General features: G+C 61.3%; 18 protein-coding genes. 14 read left to right on the top strand and 4 right to left on the bottom strand.

All coding sequences use genetic code 11. The annotated features are described in order from the left end of the window. The first annotated feature begins 30 nt into the window (after positions 1-30). The 3 genes from GA0061101_RS03080 (at position 31) to GA0061101_RS03070 (ending at position 2076) form a co-directional block, all read left to right on the top strand. Entirely contained in the window at positions 31-573 is a 543-nt protein-coding gene (locus GA0061101_RS03080) for a tetratricopeptide repeat protein (RefSeq protein ID WP_037198995.1), read from the top strand. Between the two features lie 62 nt (positions 574-635). Then, positions 636-1280, top strand: coding sequence for an RNA polymerase sigma factor (locus GA0061101_RS03075; RefSeq protein WP_047640465.1), 645 nt, complete (start codon positions 636-638; stop codon positions 1278-1280). Beyond that, on the top strand, positions 1273-2076 hold the full coding sequence (locus GA0061101_RS03070) for an anti-sigma factor family protein (RefSeq protein ID WP_245297427.1): 804 nt from the start codon (positions 1273-1275) through the stop codon (positions 2074-2076). Before GA0061101_RS03075 ends, GA0061101_RS03070 begins: the two co-directional genes overlap by 8 nt. A gap of 144 nt (positions 2077-2220) precedes the next feature. Here the strand turns inward: GA0061101_RS03070 and GA0061101_RS03065 are convergent, their stop codons facing one another. After that, positions 2221-2574, bottom strand: coding sequence for an antibiotic biosynthesis monooxygenase (locus GA0061101_RS03065; protein ID WP_092573028.1), 354 nt, complete (start codon positions 2572-2574; stop codon positions 2221-2223). Positions 2575-2704: 130 nt separating this feature from the next. On the opposite strand from GA0061101_RS03065, the gene GA0061101_RS03060 reads away from it, so the two are divergent. The 4 genes from GA0061101_RS03060 to GA0061101_RS03045 all read left to right on the top strand — a co-directional run bounded on the left by GA0061101_RS03060 (position 2705) and on the right by GA0061101_RS03045 (position 6512). Then, positions 2705-3592, top strand: coding sequence for a LysR family transcriptional regulator (locus GA0061101_RS03060; protein WP_092572985.1), 888 nt, complete (start codon positions 2705-2707; stop codon positions 3590-3592). 176 nt (positions 3593-3768) lie between these two features. Continuing rightward, on the top strand, positions 3769-5349 hold the full coding sequence (locus GA0061101_RS03055; RefSeq protein ID WP_047640451.1) for a Ppx/GppA phosphatase family protein: 1581 nt from the start codon (positions 3769-3771) through the stop codon (positions 5347-5349). Further along, positions 5346-6065, top strand: a complete 720-nt coding sequence (locus GA0061101_RS03050) for an RlmE family RNA methyltransferase (protein WP_037198985.1) — start codon at positions 5346-5348, stop codon at positions 6063-6065. Before GA0061101_RS03055 ends, GA0061101_RS03050 begins: the two co-directional genes overlap by 4 nt. A gap of 63 nt (positions 6066-6128) precedes the next feature. Then, positions 6129-6512, top strand: coding sequence for a VOC family protein (locus GA0061101_RS03045; RefSeq protein ID WP_037198982.1), 384 nt, complete (start codon positions 6129-6131; stop codon positions 6510-6512). A gap of 25 nt (positions 6513-6537) precedes the next feature. On the opposite strand, the gene GA0061101_RS03040 is transcribed toward GA0061101_RS03045, so the two are convergent. Next, complete coding sequence (locus GA0061101_RS03040; RefSeq protein ID WP_037198979.1) at positions 6538-7968, bottom strand: MFS transporter; 1431 nt, start codon at positions 7966-7968, stop codon at positions 6538-6540. A gap of 347 nt (positions 7969-8315) precedes the next feature. Between GA0061101_RS03040 and GA0061101_RS03035 the strand changes: the two genes are divergently transcribed. Beyond that, positions 8316-9188 (top strand): MBL fold metallo-hydrolase, encoded by an 873-nt coding sequence (locus tag GA0061101_RS03035; protein ID WP_208864985.1) that lies wholly within the window; start codon positions 8316-8318, stop codon positions 9186-9188. A gap of 72 nt (positions 9189-9260) precedes the next feature. Here the strand turns inward: GA0061101_RS03035 and GA0061101_RS03030 are convergent, their stop codons facing one another. Continuing rightward, a complete protein-coding gene (locus tag GA0061101_RS03030) occupies positions 9261-10148 on the bottom strand; it encodes an alpha/beta fold hydrolase (RefSeq protein ID WP_047561036.1) in 888 nt (295 codons plus the stop codon). A gap of 328 nt (positions 10149-10476) precedes the next feature. On the opposite strand from GA0061101_RS03030, the gene guaB reads away from it, so the two are divergent. The 5 genes from guaB (at position 10477) to GA0061101_RS03000 (ending at position 14887) form a co-directional block, all read left to right on the top strand. Continuing rightward, positions 10477-11961 carry an IMP dehydrogenase gene (gene guaB / locus GA0061101_RS03020; protein WP_047561039.1) on the top strand — a complete coding sequence of 495 codons (1485 nt, stop codon included), beginning with the start codon at positions 10477-10479 and terminating at the stop codon, positions 11959-11961. A 3-nt stretch (positions 11962-11964) separates the two neighbouring features. After that, the gene (locus tag GA0061101_RS03015; RefSeq protein ID WP_092572982.1) at positions 11965-12552 is read left to right on the top strand and encodes a hypothetical protein; all 588 of its coding nucleotides are present in this window, start codon (positions 11965-11967) and stop codon (positions 12550-12552) included. A gap of 42 nt (positions 12553-12594) precedes the next feature. Further along, the gene (locus tag GA0061101_RS03010) at positions 12595-13017 is read left to right on the top strand and encodes an MAPEG family protein (RefSeq protein WP_037198967.1); all 423 of its coding nucleotides are present in this window, start codon (positions 12595-12597) and stop codon (positions 13015-13017) included. Positions 13018-13164: 147 nt separating this feature from the next. Beyond that, positions 13165-14046 (top strand): dienelactone hydrolase family protein, encoded by an 882-nt coding sequence (locus tag GA0061101_RS03005; RefSeq protein WP_092572981.1) that lies wholly within the window; start codon positions 13165-13167, stop codon positions 14044-14046. Positions 14047-14254: 208 nt separating this feature from the next. Further along, a complete protein-coding gene (locus tag GA0061101_RS03000) occupies positions 14255-14887 on the top strand; it encodes a TetR/AcrR family transcriptional regulator (RefSeq protein WP_037198963.1) in 633 nt (210 codons plus the stop codon). Positions 14888-14926: 39 nt separating this feature from the next. Here the strand turns inward: GA0061101_RS03000 and GA0061101_RS02995 are convergent, their stop codons facing one another. After that, the gene (locus tag GA0061101_RS02995) at positions 14927-15880 is read right to left on the bottom strand and encodes a LysR substrate-binding domain-containing protein (RefSeq protein WP_037198961.1); all 954 of its coding nucleotides are present in this window, start codon (positions 15878-15880) and stop codon (positions 14927-14929) included. 201 nt (positions 15881-16081) lie between these two features. Here GA0061101_RS02995 and GA0061101_RS02990 point away from each other — a divergent pair, with 201 nt between their 5' ends. Continuing rightward, on the top strand, positions 16082-16381 hold the full coding sequence (locus GA0061101_RS02990; RefSeq protein ID WP_037198959.1) for a DUF1127 domain-containing protein: 300 nt from the start codon (positions 16082-16084) through the stop codon (positions 16379-16381). The last annotated feature ends 73 nt before the right edge of the window (positions 16382-16454 follow it).

Genomic DNA, 16454 nt, shown 5'->3' with positions numbered 1-16454 from the left:
GCAACGTCCATTTTGCCAAGGAGACATTCCATGACGACCACAGCATTCCGCCTGGCTTCCATTGCCCTCGGCGCAGGCCTCGCCCTCAGTGCCTTCACCGTTCCGGTTTTCGCAGCCGGCGACAATTCCAGCACGACGCCGACCTGCAAGAAGGGCGAGATCTACGACCAGAAGACGAAGAAATGCGTCAAGCAGCAAGGTGCCAACGTCACGGACGAAAACCGCGCTGACTATGCATATTCGCTGGCCAAGAAGGATCATCGCTATCAGGAAGCGTTGGCGGTCCTCGACACCATGCAGAACCCCAACACGGCCGAAGCGCTGAACTATCGCGGCTATGCCACCCGCAAGCTCGGCCGCACCGATGAAGGTATTTCCTACTATACGAAGTCCGTCGCCATGGATCCGAAATACACGCTGGTCCGCGAATATCTCGGCGAAGCCTACGTCATCAAGGGTCAGATGGATCTCGCCAACGATCAGCTGAGTACGATCAAGGCGCTCTGCGGCAACACGACTTGCGAGGAATACCGCGATCTTCATGCGGCTATCCTGAACCCGTCGAGCCTTTGAGGCCGGGATCGGTTCAACGACAAATGTCATGAGCAGGGAGCTTTGCGAGAAATATGGGAACCATGCCGGTCGCTCGTACCGCAATTTCTGCTTATAGTCTGATAGCATCGGAGCCGCCGAGAAGGCCGGCGGCTCCTGCAAGCGCTGATGTCGCGGAGGATGCCATAGCGAGCGAAGAGGATATCAGGGCGGGCCTGTCCCAACATCTGACGCGGCTGTGGCGCTATGGCGTGGTGCTGTCGCGCCAGCGTGACGTGGCCGACGATCTTGTTCAGGCGACCTGTGTCAGGGCGCTGGAGCGGGCGGCCCAGTTTACATCAGGCACGAGGCTGGATCGCTGGCTGTTTGCGATCCTTCATTCCATATGGCTGAACGAGGTTCGTTCGCGGCGGGTGCGCCTGGGACAGGGCTTTGTCGATGCCGATGAGACGCTGGTTTTCGACGGCGCGCGGGAAACAGAGACGCATATTCTCGCCGGCCAGGTGTTGCGACGGGTGCAGGCGCTTCCGGAGGCGCAGCGCACCGCTGTATTTCTCGCCTATGTCGAAGGACTTTCCTATCGCGAGGTGGCCGACATTCTGGCTGTGCCGATCGGAACCGTGATGAGCCGGCTGGCGGCGGCGCGGGCAAAGCTTGCTGAAGGCATGGGGGCGATGGACGACGGACGGCCTTCGGGGGGCGGGCGACTGGGGAACGGAAATGAGTGAATTGAACAAAGGAAACATGCCCTCGGACGAGCAGCTCACCGCCTTCATTGATGGCGAGCTGGATGCGCCCGATCGCGAAAGGATCGAACGACTGATCGCCGCCGACGAGCGCGTGGCGGAGCGATTCGATCTCCTGTCGCACAGCGCCCTGCCGTTCCGCCAGGCGTTCGAGCCGCTGCTTGCCGAGGCCCCCGCTGCCAAGCTGGAAGCCATGCTCGCCGCCATTCCCGCAGTCCAGGAGCGCAAGACCGGTGCCTTCGATGTCAGCCGCCGAGGCTTCCTTGCGGCAATTGCCGCGAGCTTCGTAGCGGCCATTGCGGTAGACCGCGCGGTGATCGGCATTGGCCATCGTCTCGCCGGGCCGGACGAAGACACCGAATGGCGTGCCGTGGTTGCCGAATATCTCTCCCTCTATACGGCGGATACATTGAGCGCACCGGGCGGCGACCGGGCGCAGCAGACAGCGCAGCTGAACGAAGTTGGCGCTAAGCTGGGCCTGTTGCTGGCGCCCGAAACCGTCGTCATGCCGGGCGTCGACTTCAAGCGTGCCGAGATATTGAATTATGACAGCAAGCCCCTCGCGCAGATTGCCTATCTCGATCCGCAAACCGGACCCATGGCCCTTTGCATCGTCCAGTCCGCCAGGGGAGCGGCTGCGCCGGATATGGAAAATCGCCGCGGCATGAATATCGTCTACTGGTCGAGCGCCACACACGCCTTCATGCTGATCGGCCACGCACCGATCGATCGGATGAAGGCATTGGCGGATAACGTCATGGGCAGGCTCACGGCCTGAGATAACCGGCCTCTTGGAGAGTGCTCTGTTCATCGGCTCAAATCGCGCCGTTCGGTCGCGGCTGCCATCAGCGCAAACGGCAGTTTGCGCTGATGTGGTCGTTTCTTCCGATCTCTGATGCGCGGTCGGAAGAAACGGAAATGCTTAGCCCACGAGTGGACGCGGAAGCACGAGGTCAGAAACCTTGTAGATGTGAAATTCGCTTTCAGAGACGGTATCGAGCTTCTTAAATTTTTCGAGAAAGGCCGGATCGGAAAAGAATTCGTCGACATTGTTCTCGTCGCGGATCGCCTCGATATTCACGACGGTTTTGCCGTCCGTACTTTTCGACAGGTTGCTCCATAGAAATCCTTCCTTCCGTTCCGCAACATAGTGCACGACATCCTGGATGATTTTGAATGCTTCCTCCTGGTTGCCCGGATGGGCATGAATGACGTTCACGACGAACACGGTGGGCTGAGAAGCGAATTGGAACTCGGCTTTTTGGGGATGGGTCACGCGATCTCCGTTCAAAAGTTGTCGGGCGGAATTTGCCGCGTTGCGAGAGATAGCCGGCGACAAAGGCGGAAAAAATGGGCTAGTCATCCGCAGATAATGGACGTTGACGTCCGCAATGGGATTGCTCGCCATGGACAATATCGCCGCGTTGAATGTGTTCGTGATTGCGGCGGAAACCCGCAGTTTTGTCCGCGCCGGAGAGATACTCGGCGTTTCCTCGTCGGCCATCGGCAAAACCATGGCCCGCTTGGAGAAAAGGCTTGGCGTACGCCTGTTTCACCGAAACACCCGCAGCATCGCGATTACCGCCGAGGGTATTATGTTTCTCGAGCGCTGCAGGCGAATTTTCTCCGAGATAGAAGCGGCAGAACAGGAATTGTCGCAAACTATCGCCGCGCCCCGTGGCTGGCTCCGCGTGAGCTTGCCCCTCGCCGGCATGCTTTTCATGCCCACGATCACCAAATTCATGCGCGCGTTCCCGGACGTGATGATCGACCTCGATTTTACGGATCGCCTGGTCGATGTGATCGAAGAGGGGTTCGACGCAGTGGTGCGAACGGGCGAAATGACCGACAGCCGCCTGATGGTGCGGACGCTCGGAAGATTCTCCCACCGTGTTGTCGGGTCGAAGGAGTATTTCGACCGCTTCGGGATTCCCAAAAGGCCGGAAGACCTTTCCGCACACATGTGTCTCCACCACAAATATCCGTCAACCGGCAGGCTGGAACGCTGGCCGTTACGCTACGATGCTGGGGTGGGAAAATTGGAGCTGCCTGTATCGTCGATGGCAAGCACGCTCGAGCCGCTGATCAGTATGGCTGAGGCTGGGCTTGGTGTCGCCTGCCTGCCGCTCTTTACCATCGGCAGGCAAATTGCGGAGGGAAAGCTCGTCTCCGTTCTGGCCGACTATATCGAGGATGTCGGCGAATTCCGCATTCTCTGGCCGTCGAGCCGTCAATTGTCGCCAAAAATACAAGCCTTTGTAAAATTCATGGTGGAAAATCTGTTTCGTCCCTGATGGCCGCCGTTTCGGGTTAGGGGGATGCTGGAAGCAGCGCGACCGAATAGCTAAAATGGCGCGATCTAAAAAGAATTTGGCGAAAACCCATCCTGCTGGTATTCTCGGCCCAACGAAAATCGAATGAGCGCCTGCAGCATGCCGGAAGGTGTCGCTCGGCGCGGTGGAAAAGATACGTGAGTGACCCCGACAGCGGCAAAGCGCCGCAGGCAGACGGGGCGTCGGAAGCAGAGCGCAGGAAGGGTAAATCCTCCCGGCGCGCGAAGCGCAAGCGTGGCGGCCATGGCCGTCCGACCGCTCATTCTGCCGAGGCCAGTCAGGCAGGCAAGCCCAGCCCGGCGGCGACGCGCCCAACAGAGGATGAAGCCGGTTCCCCGGCCAAAAAGCGAAAGCGCCGACGCCGCGCCCGTGGCGGAGCCCATGGTGATGGGCAGCACGCTTCTCCGATACAACAGCCCTCGTCCGCGCCGGAACATCGTGCCGCGTCGGATCATGGACATCCCTCATCGCACAAGAGCGGCAAGAACCGGCGCAAGCACCGCAGCAAACGCGGCTTGCAGGGCCGGCCACTGGCGCATGAGAAGACCGCACAGATTGTCGCCCCGACGAATGCGTTTGCCGCCGGGCACGTGCAGGTCCATGAGGATCATCGCCATGACCGGCAATCGATGCCGCGGCGTGAGGGGCATGCGCAGCATCATCATGCCGAAGGCGATTCCCGTCCGGTCGACCTTTACGCCGCGCTTGATCTCGGCACCAACAATTGCCGCCTGCTGATCGCGCAGCCGACGCGCCCGGGGCAGTTCCGGGTCATCGATGCATTCTCGCGAATCGTGCGTCTCGGCGAGGGGCTTGGCGCCAGTGGACGGCTGTCCGGCGATGCCATGGACCGGGCCGTCGAGGCGCTGCGCATCTGCGCCGCCAAGCTGAAGACGCGTGAGATCCGCCGCATGCGGCTGATCGCGACCGAAGCTTGCCGCGCGGCTGACAATGGCGAGGCCTTCCTCGAGCGCGTCACCGCCGAAACGGGATTGCAGCTGGAGATCATCGACCGCGAGACCGAAGCGCGGCTTGCCGTCTCCGGTTGCTCGTCGCTCGTCGGGCCGGAAGCGCGTTCGGTCGTGCTTTTCGATATCGGCGGCGGCTCCTCCGAGATTGCCGTCATCCGCATCGGCGAAAACCGCTCGAGCCGGCTTGCCAATCATATCACCCATTGGACCTCACTGCCCGTCGGCGTGGTAACGCTTTCGGAGCGGCACGGCGGACGCGACGTAACGCCGGAGCTGTTCGAGACGATGGTGTGCGAGGTTGAGCGCATGCTCGAACATTTCGATTGCCCGCCGGTACAGGGGGCCGCACGCGATAGCGGCGATTTCCATCTGATCGGCACGTCGGGCACGGTGACGACACTTGCCGGTGTGCATCTCGATCTGCCGCGTTACGATCGGCGCAGGGTCGACGGTGTCTGGCTGTCGGACGACGAGGTCAGCGCGATGCAGGCGAAGCTGCTCTCGTGGGACTTTGCCGGCCGCGCCGCCAATCCTTGCATCGGGCCGGATCGCGCTGATCTGGTTCTTGCGGGCTGCGCCATTTTGGAGGCGATCCGCCGCCGCTGGCCGAGCCCGCGCATGCGCGTTGCCGATCGTGGCCTGCGCGAGGGATTGCTTACCGACATGATGGCGGATGACGGCGTTTGGCGGCGGGGCCGCTCGCGCCGCGGTTATCGACCGAGGGACGTAAAGGGGCCGCAGACTTGAGTAAGCCAACCATCGCCGGCAACCGCACGGGCCGCAAGCTCGGCCAGCGCGTCAAGAAAAAGAAGCTGAAGGCCTCCTCGCGGGAGTGGCTGCATCGGCACATCAACGATCCCTATGTGCAGCGAGCCCAGCTTGAAGGCTATCGCGCCCGCGCCGCCTTCAAGCTGCTGGAGATCGACGAGAAGCACCAGATCCTGAAGGGCGCACGCCGCATCATCGATCTGGGTGCGGCACCGGGAAGCTGGTCGCAGATCGCGGCCAAGGTGACCGGCTCGACGGAAGACGATATTCGCGTCGCGGCCATCGACTTTCTGGAAATGGCGCATCTGCCTGGCGTCACCATCCTGCAGCTCGACTTTCTCGACCCGGACGCGCCGCAACGGCTGGTCGATGCTGTCGGCGGTGAGCCGGACTTGGTGATGTCGGATATGGCGGCGCCGACGACGGGCCATCACCGCACCGATCACCTGCGCACCATGCATCTCTGCGAGGTCGCGGCGCATTTCGCAATCGAGGTTCTGGCCGAGGGCGGGCATTTCCTCGCCAAGACCTTCCAGGGCGGCACGGAGCGCGACCTGCTGAACCTGCTGAAGCAGAACTTCCGCCAGGTCGTCCATGTGAAGCCGGGTGCATCCAGGGCGGAATCGGTCGAAATGTTCCTGCTGGCAAAAGGCTTCAAGGGACGCAATGTCGAGCACGGCACAATAAGCGCTTGATTGAGCAGTCGCTTTTGGTCGATGATGTGGTCCCCTCGATACTGAAGGCGGCTCATCATCACCATGCTTCTTTACGTCACGCTCGGTTCCAACGACATTCCGCGTGCTCGCGGCTTCTATGACGCAGTTTTGCCGATCCTTGGCTACCGGCGTCAACGCGAATCGGACGAGGAAATCGGCTATGCCGCCGATGGCGACGTCCGTTGCCGGTTCTGGGTGGTGACTCCCTATGATCACCGCGCCGCAACGATCGGCAATGGCTCGATGGTTGCTCTGCATGCGGAAAGCCGCTCGGATGTCGACGCCTTCCATGCCGCGGCCCTGGCCAATGGCGGCACCGATGAGGGCAAGCCCGGCCTTCGCTCCTTCCATGCCAATTTCTATGCTGCCTATGTGCGCGACCCCGATGGCAACAAGCTGAGCGCCGTCTGCGAAAGACCGGAATAGGCGCCGACGCCTGACTGACGCGTCATCATTTTGCGGCCGGCTGCTGCACCTGTGTCTGCGGGGTGGCTACGCGCTTCAGGCCGGCCTTGTGGCCGGAGACCGTGGCGCCGGCGCTGCGATCCATTCTGATGAAGGGAATGGTGGCAAGCACGGTCAGGGCCGAGATGCAGAAGAAGGCGATGTGGAAATCGCTGACCTGCAGTTCCGTGCCGCGGAAGAAAGTCGAGGTTTCCAGGATCATGGCAGCGACCGCGACGCCGAGCGCCAGGCTGATCTGCTGCATGACGGAGCTCATGGAGGTCGCCTGGCTCGCCTGCTTGTCGCTGATATCGGCAAAGGCGAGCGCATTGATGCCGGTGAAGAAGAACGAGCGCGAGAAGCCGCCGATCAACAGCACTCCGATGATGATGAGATGCGACGTCCACGGCTGGAAGAGGCCGGTGCAGATCGTCGTAATGGTCGTGACGGCCGCAGCCGAAAGAAGTGCTGTCTTGAAGCCGACAGCGGTAAAAACCCGGCGCGCGATGAACTTGGTGGAGATCGCGCCGATCGCGCCGGCAAAGGTGATCAGGCCGGACTGGAACGGATTGAGGCCGAAACCTAGCTGCAGCATCAGCGGCGTCAGGAATGGCATGGCGCCGATGCAGATGCGAAACAGCGTGCCGCCGGTGACGGAAGCGCGGAAGGTGCCGTTCTTCAACAGAGAGAGGTCGAGGATCGGTGCGGGGTGGCGACGTGCGTGGCCGATATAGAGGAAGCCGCAGACGAAGCCGATGACGATGGCCGAGATGCCGATGTATGGCGGGAGCGCCGGCAGGCTGATGACCGACATGCCGAAGACGACGCCGGCCGCCGCGAAGGACGTCAGCAGGAAGCCGATAGCATCGAGCTTCGGCGGCATGGTTGCCTCGACCTCCGGCAGGAAGATTGACGACAGGATGACGCCGAGAATGCCGACGGGCACGTTGATCAGGAAGATCCAGTGCCAGGAGGCATAGGTAGTAATGAAACCGCCGAGCGGCGGGCCGGCAAGCGGGCCGACAAGTGCCGGAATGGAAAGCAGCGCCATGGCCGAGACCAGATCGCTCTTCTGCGTGGTGCGCACCAGCACCAGGCGTCCGACCGGTGTCATCATCGAGCCACCGACACCCTGCAGGAAGCGGGCAAAGACGAATTCCAAGAGGCCGCCCGAAAAGGCGCACATGATGGAGCCGATGACGAAGACGCAGATGGCGATGCGGAAAATGTTCTTCGCGCCGAAGCGGTCCGCCATCCAGCCGCTGATCGGGATGAATACCGCGAGCGACACCATGTAGGAGGTCAGCGCCAGTTTGAGGGTGATCGGGCCGACATGCAGATCGTTGGCGATCGCCGGCAGCGCTGTCGCGATGACCGTGGAATCCATCTGTTCCATGAAGAGAGCGACGGCGAGGATCAGCGGAACGATGCGATTCATAGGCGCTTGCCTTGATGGGTCTTATCTTCGGGAAGGCGGACCGCTAGGGAGGCAGTCAGCCGCTCTGTAGTCCTATGCGAAGCCGCTGCCAATCCCGGATTCTGCTCCATGATCGCTCGGAGATCACGTCTTCGTGATGTCCGCCGCCGCGTGGCGCGGAACGAAGGATTTGACATATGCTAAGAGCATGGAAATGCTAAACGCATAAAACGCCGCCCGTGTATTAGCGGAATTGGATTGCCTTGTCATGACCAAATTATCGGTCACGCAAGATCATATTCCCGGCCCTCATTGCCGGCGGCGATGATAGGCGCAGCTTACGCTGCCCCAGTACAAGGAGTGACATCATGACTGCCGTTCCGCCCCCAGACGCGCACCAGTTCAAATTGGGATCCTGCACCGTCACCGTCATCAAGGACGGTGCCAGTGTCATGGACAACCCTTGGGAAATCTTCGGCTCGAACCAGGCACCGGATACGGTTCGCAAACTGCTGGAGCAGAATCTCCTGCCGACGGAAAAGCTTGTGAACAGCTATACGCCCGGCATTATCGACACGGGTTCCGACGTGATCGTCGTCGACACCGGCATCGGCGCCGCCGGCCGCGCGCGGGGTCTTGGTCGCTTTCGCGAGGGCCTGAAGGCCGTTGGCTATACGCCGGAACAGGTGACCGTCGTCGCTCTGACGCATCTGCACGGAGACCATATCGGCGGGCTGATGGAGGATGGCGTCCCGGCATTTCCGAACGCCCGCTACGTTGCCGGCGAGATCGAATATGGCTTCTGGACCGACAAGGCGCGCGAAGGCACGCCCGCCGAAGGCGGCCAGAAGTCCGTGCTTGCCAATGTGGCGCCCTTCGCCGAAAAGATGACCTTCCTTAAGGATGGCGACCAGATCGTCAGCGGCATGACCGCCATGCTCGCGCCTGGTCACACGCCCGGCCATCTCGTGTTTCATCTGGAATCGGACGGCAAGCAGCTTGTCATGACCGGCGATACCGCCAATCACTATATCCTGTCCGTCGGCCGTCCGGACTGGGAAGTCCGCTTCGATGTGGATAAGACTCAAGCCGCCAAAACCCGGCGGCGCATCTTCGATATGATCGCCGCCGACCGGATTCCCTTCCTCGGCTTCCACATGCCTTTCCCCGCCGTCGGCTTCGTCGAGAAGCAGCCGGAAGGCTTCCGCTACATTCCGAAGACCTATCAGTTCGACTTGTGAGGGCAGGGGGATAGTCCTGCCTTGGCTCCCGGACATAAGCCTTACGCTACAGTGGTGGAATAGATCATCACCCTATCTCGCGACGGAACGGATGGCGGCTGCAAAGGCGGCCGGCGCTTCCTGCGGCAAGTTGTGACCTACCTTGGGAATGATGCGGCGCTCATAAAATGGTGTTGTGAAATGGCTGGCGGCGTAGTCGATCGCATCTGGTGGATCGACCCCGTCGTCTGCTCCCTGCAGCACGACAGCCGGCACGGTGATGTCAGGCTGTTTCGCTAGTAGCGCCTCGATGGGCTGCAAGGCAGGATCCCCAGGGATGCCACCGAAGCGATGCCGATAGGAGTGAATGACGATGTCAACGAAATCGGGATTTTCAAACGCGAGATAGCTCTGTTCGAAGGTGGCGTCATCGAATGTCCATGTCGGAGACCATATCCGCCAGATGAAACGGCAAAGGTCGCGACGATTCTGAGCAAGCCCGGCTCGGCCGCGTTCCGAGTGGAAATAGTACTGATACCAATAACGGCATTCTTCCTCCGGCGAGACCGGGTGTTCGGCCATGGCGATATTCTGGATGTTGTATCCCGTTCCGCAGCTCACCAGCCCTCGAACGCGCTCGGGCCAAAGTGCTGCGACGATACAGGCTGCCCGTCCGCCCCAATCATAGCCCCCGAGCACGGCTGAAGGGATGGATAGCGCATCCATGAATGCCAGCAGATCGGCGCCGAGCGCCGCTTGCTCTCCGGAGCGGAAGGTCTCATCTGACAGGAAACGGGTCGGGCCGTAGCCGCGCAGGAACGGCACGAGACAGCGCCAGCCCTCTGTCGCAAGCTGTTGGGCGACCTCGTCGTAGGCATGGACATCATAGGGGAAGCCGTGCAGCAGGATGACCGGCTTGCCGTCGAGCGGTCCGGTTTCGTGATAGGCGATTTCCAGGACTCCGGCGGTGACTGTCTTCATCCCCGATCTCTCTTCCGTTCAAAGCTGCGCGCCCAGTATGTCCCAGCATGGCAAAGGGAACCTCATACGGCAATCGAAATCCCGGATGCCTGCAACGGTTGCATGCCTAGAGAGCGGATTTCCATAAAAGCCGCCCAAACACTCGCCGTTTGCAGTTTCATGGCACGGTGTGGGGGATGGTGTTATCCACCGGGCGCTTTTCCCTATTCCCTTCCTGTCATAGACGTGTTACCAGCCCTCGCCAACTTCCAAGCAACACTTGCAAGATCGCCCGGTAGACGATTCGTTCCGGAGCCTTGCTGTTTTTCACAGACGAAGGAATTTGGCCATGGCACGCATTATTGAAACGTCAACCGGGTTGGATGCTCTGACATTCGACGACGTGCTCCTGCAGCCGGGACACTCCGAGGTCATGCCCGGCCAGACGAATATTGCCACCCGCATCGCCCAGGACATCGAACTGAACCTGCCGATCATGTCAGCCGCGATGGACACGGTGACGGAAAGCCGTCTTGCCATCGCCATGGCACAGGCCGGCGGCCTCGGCGTTATCCACCGCAACCTGACGCCGGTCCAGCAGGCCGAAGAGGTCCGCCAGGTCAAGAAATTCGAAAGCGGCATGGTGGTCAATCCGGTGACGATCGGTCCCGACGCGACGCTTGCCGAGGCACTCGCCCTGATGAGGGCGCATGGCATTTCCGGCATTCCGGTCGTTGAAAAGTCGCAACTCCCCGTTGGCATCCTCACCAATCGCGACGTCCGCTTCGCTTCCGATCCTCAGCAGAAGATCTACGAGCTGATGACCCGTGAAAACCTCATCATGGTCACGGACGGCGTGCAGCAGCAGGAAGCCAAGCGCCTGCTGCACAAGCATCGCATCGAGAAACTGCTTGTTGTCGACGGCGAAGGTCGCCTCGTCGGCCTGATCACGGTCAAGGATATCGAGAAGTCGCAGCTCAACCCGAATGCCTCGAAGGATGCGCAGGGCCGCCTGCGCGCCGCCGCCGCCATCAGCGTCGGCGACGACGGCTTCGAGCGCGCCGAACGCCTGATCGAAGCCGGCGTCGACCTCCTGGTCGTGGATACCGCCCATGGCCATTCGCAGCGCGTTCTCGACGCCGTCACCCGCGTCAAGAAGCTCACCAACTCGGTCCGCATCATGGCCGGCAATGTCGCCACCTATGACGGCACGCGAGCGCTGATCGATGCCGGCGCGGACGCCGTCAAGGTCGGCATCGGCCCCGGCTCCATCTGCACGACCCGCATCGTCGCAGGCGTCGGCGTGCCGCAGCTCGCGGCCATCATGTCGGCGGTCCAGGCCGCTCAGGACCAGAACATCCCCGTCATTGCCGACGGCGGCATCAAGTTCTCCGGCGATCTGGCCAAGGCCATCGCCGCCGGCGCTTCCGCCGCCATGGTCGGCTCGCTGCTGGCCGGCACGGATGAAAGCCCGGGCGAGGTCTATCTCTACCAGGGTCGCTCCTTCAAGGCCTATCGCGGCATGGGCTCCGTCGGTGCCATGGCGCGCGGCTCGGCCGATCGCTACTTCCAGGCTGAGGTCCGCGACACGCTGAAGCTGGTGCCGGAAGGCATCGAAGGCCAGGTACCCTACAAGGGCCCGGTCTCGGGCGTGCTGCATCAGCTCGCCGGCGGCCTCAAGGCTGCGATGGGCTATGTCGGCGGCGCCAATCTCAAGGACTTCCAGGAGCGCGCCACTTTTGTGCGCATCTCCGGCGCGGGCCTGCGTGAAAGCCATGCCCATGACGTCACGATCACCCGCGAAAGCCCGAACTATCCGGGTGGAGGCGTCTGATCGATGGCAGATCAAGCCCAAGGCAGCGTCAGGTCCCTGCAGGGCCTGACGGCGATCCTCGCGGCTCTCTGCCTGGCGCTGTTTGCCTGGATCTATGCCGGCTTCGTCACTGCCTTTCGCAATGCGGCGGGGCAGCAGATGCTGGATGCGCGCATCGGCGGCTACGAGCAGGGTGATGTCATTGCCATGGTGCGCTATCTCAAGGATCATCCCGATCCGGCTGTAATCCTGCATTCCATGTATCTCGGACCGGAACTGGTCTTTCCGCTGGTGCTGGCCGGCCTGTTGTTCTGCCTGATGCGTCTGATCGGTCCCGGCGGTTTCTTCTTCGGCCGCCCCCTTCCGCCGGGCGCGACCACAGTCATTTTCTGTCTGCGGGTCTTTTATGGGGTTGTCGATTATGCCGAGAATATCGCCGGCCTCATGCTTTATCCGCCGGCGATGCCATCGGACTCGACCGTAACGCTTCTTTCAAGCGTGCTGCCAATCATCGTGAGGCTGAAGTTCCTGACGCTGGTAGTGACCGTTATTCTGCTGGCCCGTTTCGCGATTTTTCGCTACCTCTCGCCGGACGGCTCCAGACCGTCCTGATCGACCGTTTCGGCTTTCGGAAATTCCAAAGGAGTTGGCGACTTGACAGGCTATGAAATGTTCTGGCCGATGGTGGCGCATGCGGTGCTTGTTTTCATTCTCTATGCATTGCTGGGTTGGCGTCGCCGCGTTCTGGTGAACGACGGCCGGATCAAGCCCTCACAATTTCGCGAAAACCATGCCGGCGACGAGCCTGCGGAAAGCCTGGTGGTGCGCAACAGCATCGCCAATCAGTTCGAGCTTCCCTTGCTCTTTTACGTCTGCTGCATCGTGCTCTATGTGACCCAGGCGGATAACCTGCCTGCCGTGATCCTTGCCTGGCTGTTCGTCGCCACGCGCTATGTGCATGCCTTCGTGCATGTGACCAGCAACAACCTGCGCTACCGCAGCCCGCTCTTTGCCCTGGGCTATATTGTGCTGGCCGGCATGTGGGTCTGGCTCGGCGTCTGGCTCGCCTTCTCCTAAGCGGCGTGCGTAATCGCTGATAGCAACCTGCGGTAACGTATTTGTGTTCTTCCTTTGTCGTTACGCCGCGACCCGGCGACCTATCTTGTCAGCGGGTGGCTTGCGGCAACGTGCCGGCTGCCGGAGAAAAATAGGGAGAACAGGACCATGAGCACGGACAAGCCCATCGTGACGCAGGCGATGATCAACGCCTATGACGAATATACGCATCTGACGCTCGATCGTCGGGGCTTCATGGAAAAGCTGACGAAGCTTGCGGGCTCGGCCGGAGCTGCCGCCGCCATCGCGCCGCTGCTTGCCGCCAACAAGGCGAGTGCCGAGGTCATCGCCGCCGACGACAACCGGGTGGAAGGCAAGGATGTCACCTACGCCGGCAGCAAGGGCGAGATGAAGGGGTATCTCGTCCGTCCGAAGGATGCGGCCGGCAAGCTCGGCGGCGTCATCGTCATCCACGAAAATCGTGGCCTCAATCCGCATATTCGTGACGTGGCGCGCCGCATGGCACTGGAAGGTTTTATCGCGCTGGCGCCGGACTTCCTGTCGCCGCTCGGCGGCACGCCCGAGAACGAGGACAAGGCGCGCGACATGTTCACCAATCTCGACCCGGCGCTGACGGCAGCCAATGCCGAGGCGAGCCTCGCCTATCTCGCCAAGCTCGACGGGGCCAACGGCAAGGTCGGCGCTGTCGGCTTCTGCTGGGGCGGCGGCCTTATCAATCGCTTCGCGACCATTTCGCCGGAATTGAAAGCCGGTGTCGCCTATTACGGCGCGCAGCCGCCGGCGAGCGATGTCCCGAACATCAAGGCCGCTCTTCTGCTGCACTATGCCGGCCTGGACGATCGCATCAATGCCGGTATCGATGCCTATCGCAAGGAGTTGCAGGCAGGCGGCAAGACCTTCGAGATCTTCGTCTATGACGGCGTCAATCACGCCTTCAACAATGATACGTCCGCCGCCCGTTATGACAAGAAGGCTGCGGATCTGGCCTGGGGCCGAACAGTCGAGTTCCTGAAAAAATACGTGGCGTAGGGCGCATCATACGTCGTCGATGCCGCCCGATGAGGCAATCATCATGCACCAAGGCCGAGACCATGGCCGGCCTTGGTCGTCGCAGCCGCAACGTGCATCTCGACTATACTTAAAATTGGAATTTTCCCTTTTACGCGCGTTGAACGCGTGTGTGCCATAGCGTCTCCACGCCCCGCGTCGTTCCGCATGACAAGGAAACGGGAAATGCATGAGTCCTGATAGCCCCGCCCACACCACGTTCCGCAAGAGGCCGCAGCAGGAACGAAGCATCCAGCGTGTCGACGCCATTCTCGCCGTTGCCGCCAGGCTGATCGCGGAGAAGGGCGTCAGCGCGGTGAAAATGACGGAGCTGGCCACCGTGGCCGGGATCCCGATCGGTTCGATCTATCAGTATTTCCCGGACAAGGCCGCGATCGTCAGGGCCTTGCTCGAGCGTCACGCCAATCTCATCCAGCAGAAGGTCGGGGAAGCCTTCGCCGCAGTGAGGTCGCTTGACCATGCCGTAGAACTGGTTTGCGGCATGATCGATTGGTACTACCGCGAATTTCGCGGCGATCCGGCCTATCTGGGCGTATGGTTGGGAACGGAGATAGACAGGGATATCCTGCAGCTCAACATGCAGCACAGCAATCACGTCGCTGAAATATTCCTCAGTAATATCCAGCCTTTCCTGCCGGCCGAAAGCCGCATCGACCTGAAGGCGCGCACGCAGCTCTTCAGCCATCTGATCGGCGCATCCGTCCGCTTTGCCATCATGAGCGACCATGGAATGTCGATACGCTTGCTGCATGAATGGAAACAGGTGATCCGCGCTACGCTGCTGGCAGAGCCGGCAGCGTAGCAAGATCGGGCAAAGAGGCGCCGGTTGCCGAAAAGTGGCTTACCAGCCCGGCAGAATATGCCCGGCGCGCAGCCTTGGAGAATAGCGGGTGTAGGTCTTCACCTCGCCATCGAGGTCGTCATCGACCGCTGCCGGCGTGATGTTGTCCAGGCAGGCGGAGATATGGGCGGTGATGGCGTTCATCAGCGACACGGAAAGGCCCGCCCGCTTCATGATGCCGATCTGCACTGGCGGCAGGGGCGGGAAACCGTCGGCCTGGGTCAGCACTTTCATGCCGGTCCTGAGTGCCGATTCCGGCATGACCGAAACCGCCATCCCGGCGAGCACCGCCGCCGCAACCACGGTGCAGGACCAGCTGGTGAACAGGATCTGATAGTCGCGGCCGCCGGCATCGAGCGCCGAGCAGGCAAGCTGGCGCCACTGACAGTCGCGCCGCCCGACGGCGAGCGGGATGGGTGCATCGTCGCGCAGCGGATGGTTGGCCGAGCCGACCCAGCAGAGCGGCTCCGTCCGCACGACATCGGACATTCTCTCACGCGGATTGTGCGTGACGAGCGCGATATCGAGCTCGCCGCGATGCATGCGCTCGGCAAGATCGACCGAGGGTTCGCAGACGATGTAGAGCTCGACGTTCGGATGCGTCTTGGCGAAGCGGCCGATGATCTCGGGCATGTAGCGGTCGGCGTAATCATCCGGCGTGCCGATCCGCAACGTGCCTTCGAGACGGTTGTCGTCGAAGGCGGCCATCGCTTCGTTGTTCAGGCGGATGATGCGGCGGGCGTAGTTGAGCAGTTTTTCGCCTTCGGCGGTCAGGCGGTTGCCGCGGCCGTCCTTGATGAAAAGCTGCTTGCCGACGCGCTCTTCCAGCCGGCGCATCTGCATCGAAACCGCCGACTGTGTCTTGAATACCCGGTCGGCGGCCTTGGTGAAGCTGCCGGAATCCACGATTGCGATGAAGGTCTGCAATTGGTCGAGGTCGAGCGGCGCGGCCATGGTCTCACCTATAAAGGAGTTTGATAGTTATCATTAGAAACATTCGTTGGACTGATCAATAGGGCTTTGGCATCTTCCTGATGCAATTCAGCATACCAATCGAACAGAAACTCTTATCGAACTTCTCCCGGCCGACGCCCCTTTCCCAGATCATCGGGAAGGGGCTTGGCTAGCGTGTGCCTCAAGGAAAGGACTACGGAAATGCGCACGACAGATCGGACACTTCACCTCGGCCCTGCAACACGGTCGCTGCCGTTGACGGCACGCTTGATGCTTGCTTTCGCCAATGTGGCATCCGGCTGGCGCGCAATCCGCAATCGCCGCGAGATCCACTATCTGAATGAGCTGAACGACAGCCAGCTGAAGGACATCGGCCTGACCCGGCAGGACCTCGACGCTGCGCTGATCACCTCGACCTTCTTCGAGGACCCGTCCAGCCACCTGACCAATTCCGCGCGTCGCCGCACGCGCCTCTCCGCCTTCCGCAGCTTCCGCGACTGAAGTCGGAAAATAGTTTCCCCGCAGGGTGATAGCCAATAAGCCCTGCCTCTTTCCCGGTGTTCGGCCTCAGGCC

The organism is Martinezella lusitana, from assembly GCF_900094565.1.
In the GTDB taxonomy this organism is placed as follows: domain Bacteria; phylum Pseudomonadota; class Alphaproteobacteria; order Rhizobiales; family Rhizobiaceae; genus Rhizobium; species Rhizobium lusitanum.
This window is presented reverse-complemented; position numbering and strand designations above follow the sequence as displayed.

What these genes read in the sequence shown, in the direction of transcription:
- GA0061101_RS02990 (WP_037198959.1), top strand. Translation starts at nt 16,082, where the DNA reads ATGCGCACGACAGATCGGACACTTCACCTCGGCCCTGCAACACGGTCG.
- GA0061101_RS03045 (WP_037198982.1), top strand. Translation starts at nt 6,129, where the DNA reads ATGCTTCTTTACGTCACGCTCGGTTCCAACGACATTCCGCGTGCTCGC.
- guaB (WP_047561039.1), top strand. Translation starts at nt 10,477, where the DNA reads ATGGCACGCATTATTGAAACGTCAACCGGGTTGGATGCTCTGACATTC.
- GA0061101_RS03035 (WP_208864985.1), top strand. Translation starts at nt 8,316, where the DNA reads ATGACTGCCGTTCCGCCCCCAGACGCGCACCAGTTCAAATTGGGATCC.
- GA0061101_RS03015 (WP_092572982.1), top strand. Translation starts at nt 11,965, where the DNA reads ATGGCAGATCAAGCCCAAGGCAGCGTCAGGTCCCTGCAGGGCCTGACG.
- GA0061101_RS02995 (WP_037198961.1), bottom strand. Translation starts at nt 15,880, where the DNA reads ATGGCCGCGCCGCTCGACCTCGACCAATTGCAGACCTTCATCGCAATC.
- GA0061101_RS03070 (WP_245297427.1), top strand. Translation starts at nt 1,273, where the DNA reads ATGAGTGAATTGAACAAAGGAAACATGCCCTCGGACGAGCAGCTCACC.
- GA0061101_RS03075 (WP_047640465.1), top strand. Translation starts at nt 636, where the DNA reads ATGCCGGTCGCTCGTACCGCAATTTCTGCTTATAGTCTGATAGCATCG.
- GA0061101_RS03000 (WP_037198963.1), top strand. Translation starts at nt 14,255, where the DNA reads ATGAGTCCTGATAGCCCCGCCCACACCACGTTCCGCAAGAGGCCGCAG.
- GA0061101_RS03080 (WP_037198995.1), top strand. Translation starts at nt 31, where the DNA reads ATGACGACCACAGCATTCCGCCTGGCTTCCATTGCCCTCGGCGCAGGC.
- GA0061101_RS03030 (WP_047561036.1), bottom strand. Translation starts at nt 10,148, where the DNA reads ATGAAGACAGTCACCGCCGGAGTCCTGGAAATCGCCTATCACGAAACC.
- GA0061101_RS03005 (WP_092572981.1), top strand. Translation starts at nt 13,165, where the DNA reads ATGAGCACGGACAAGCCCATCGTGACGCAGGCGATGATCAACGCCTAT.
- GA0061101_RS03040 (WP_037198979.1), bottom strand. Translation starts at nt 7,968, where the DNA reads ATGAATCGCATCGTTCCGCTGATCCTCGCCGTCGCTCTCTTCATGGAA.
- GA0061101_RS03060 (WP_092572985.1), top strand. Translation starts at nt 2,705, where the DNA reads ATGGACAATATCGCCGCGTTGAATGTGTTCGTGATTGCGGCGGAAACC.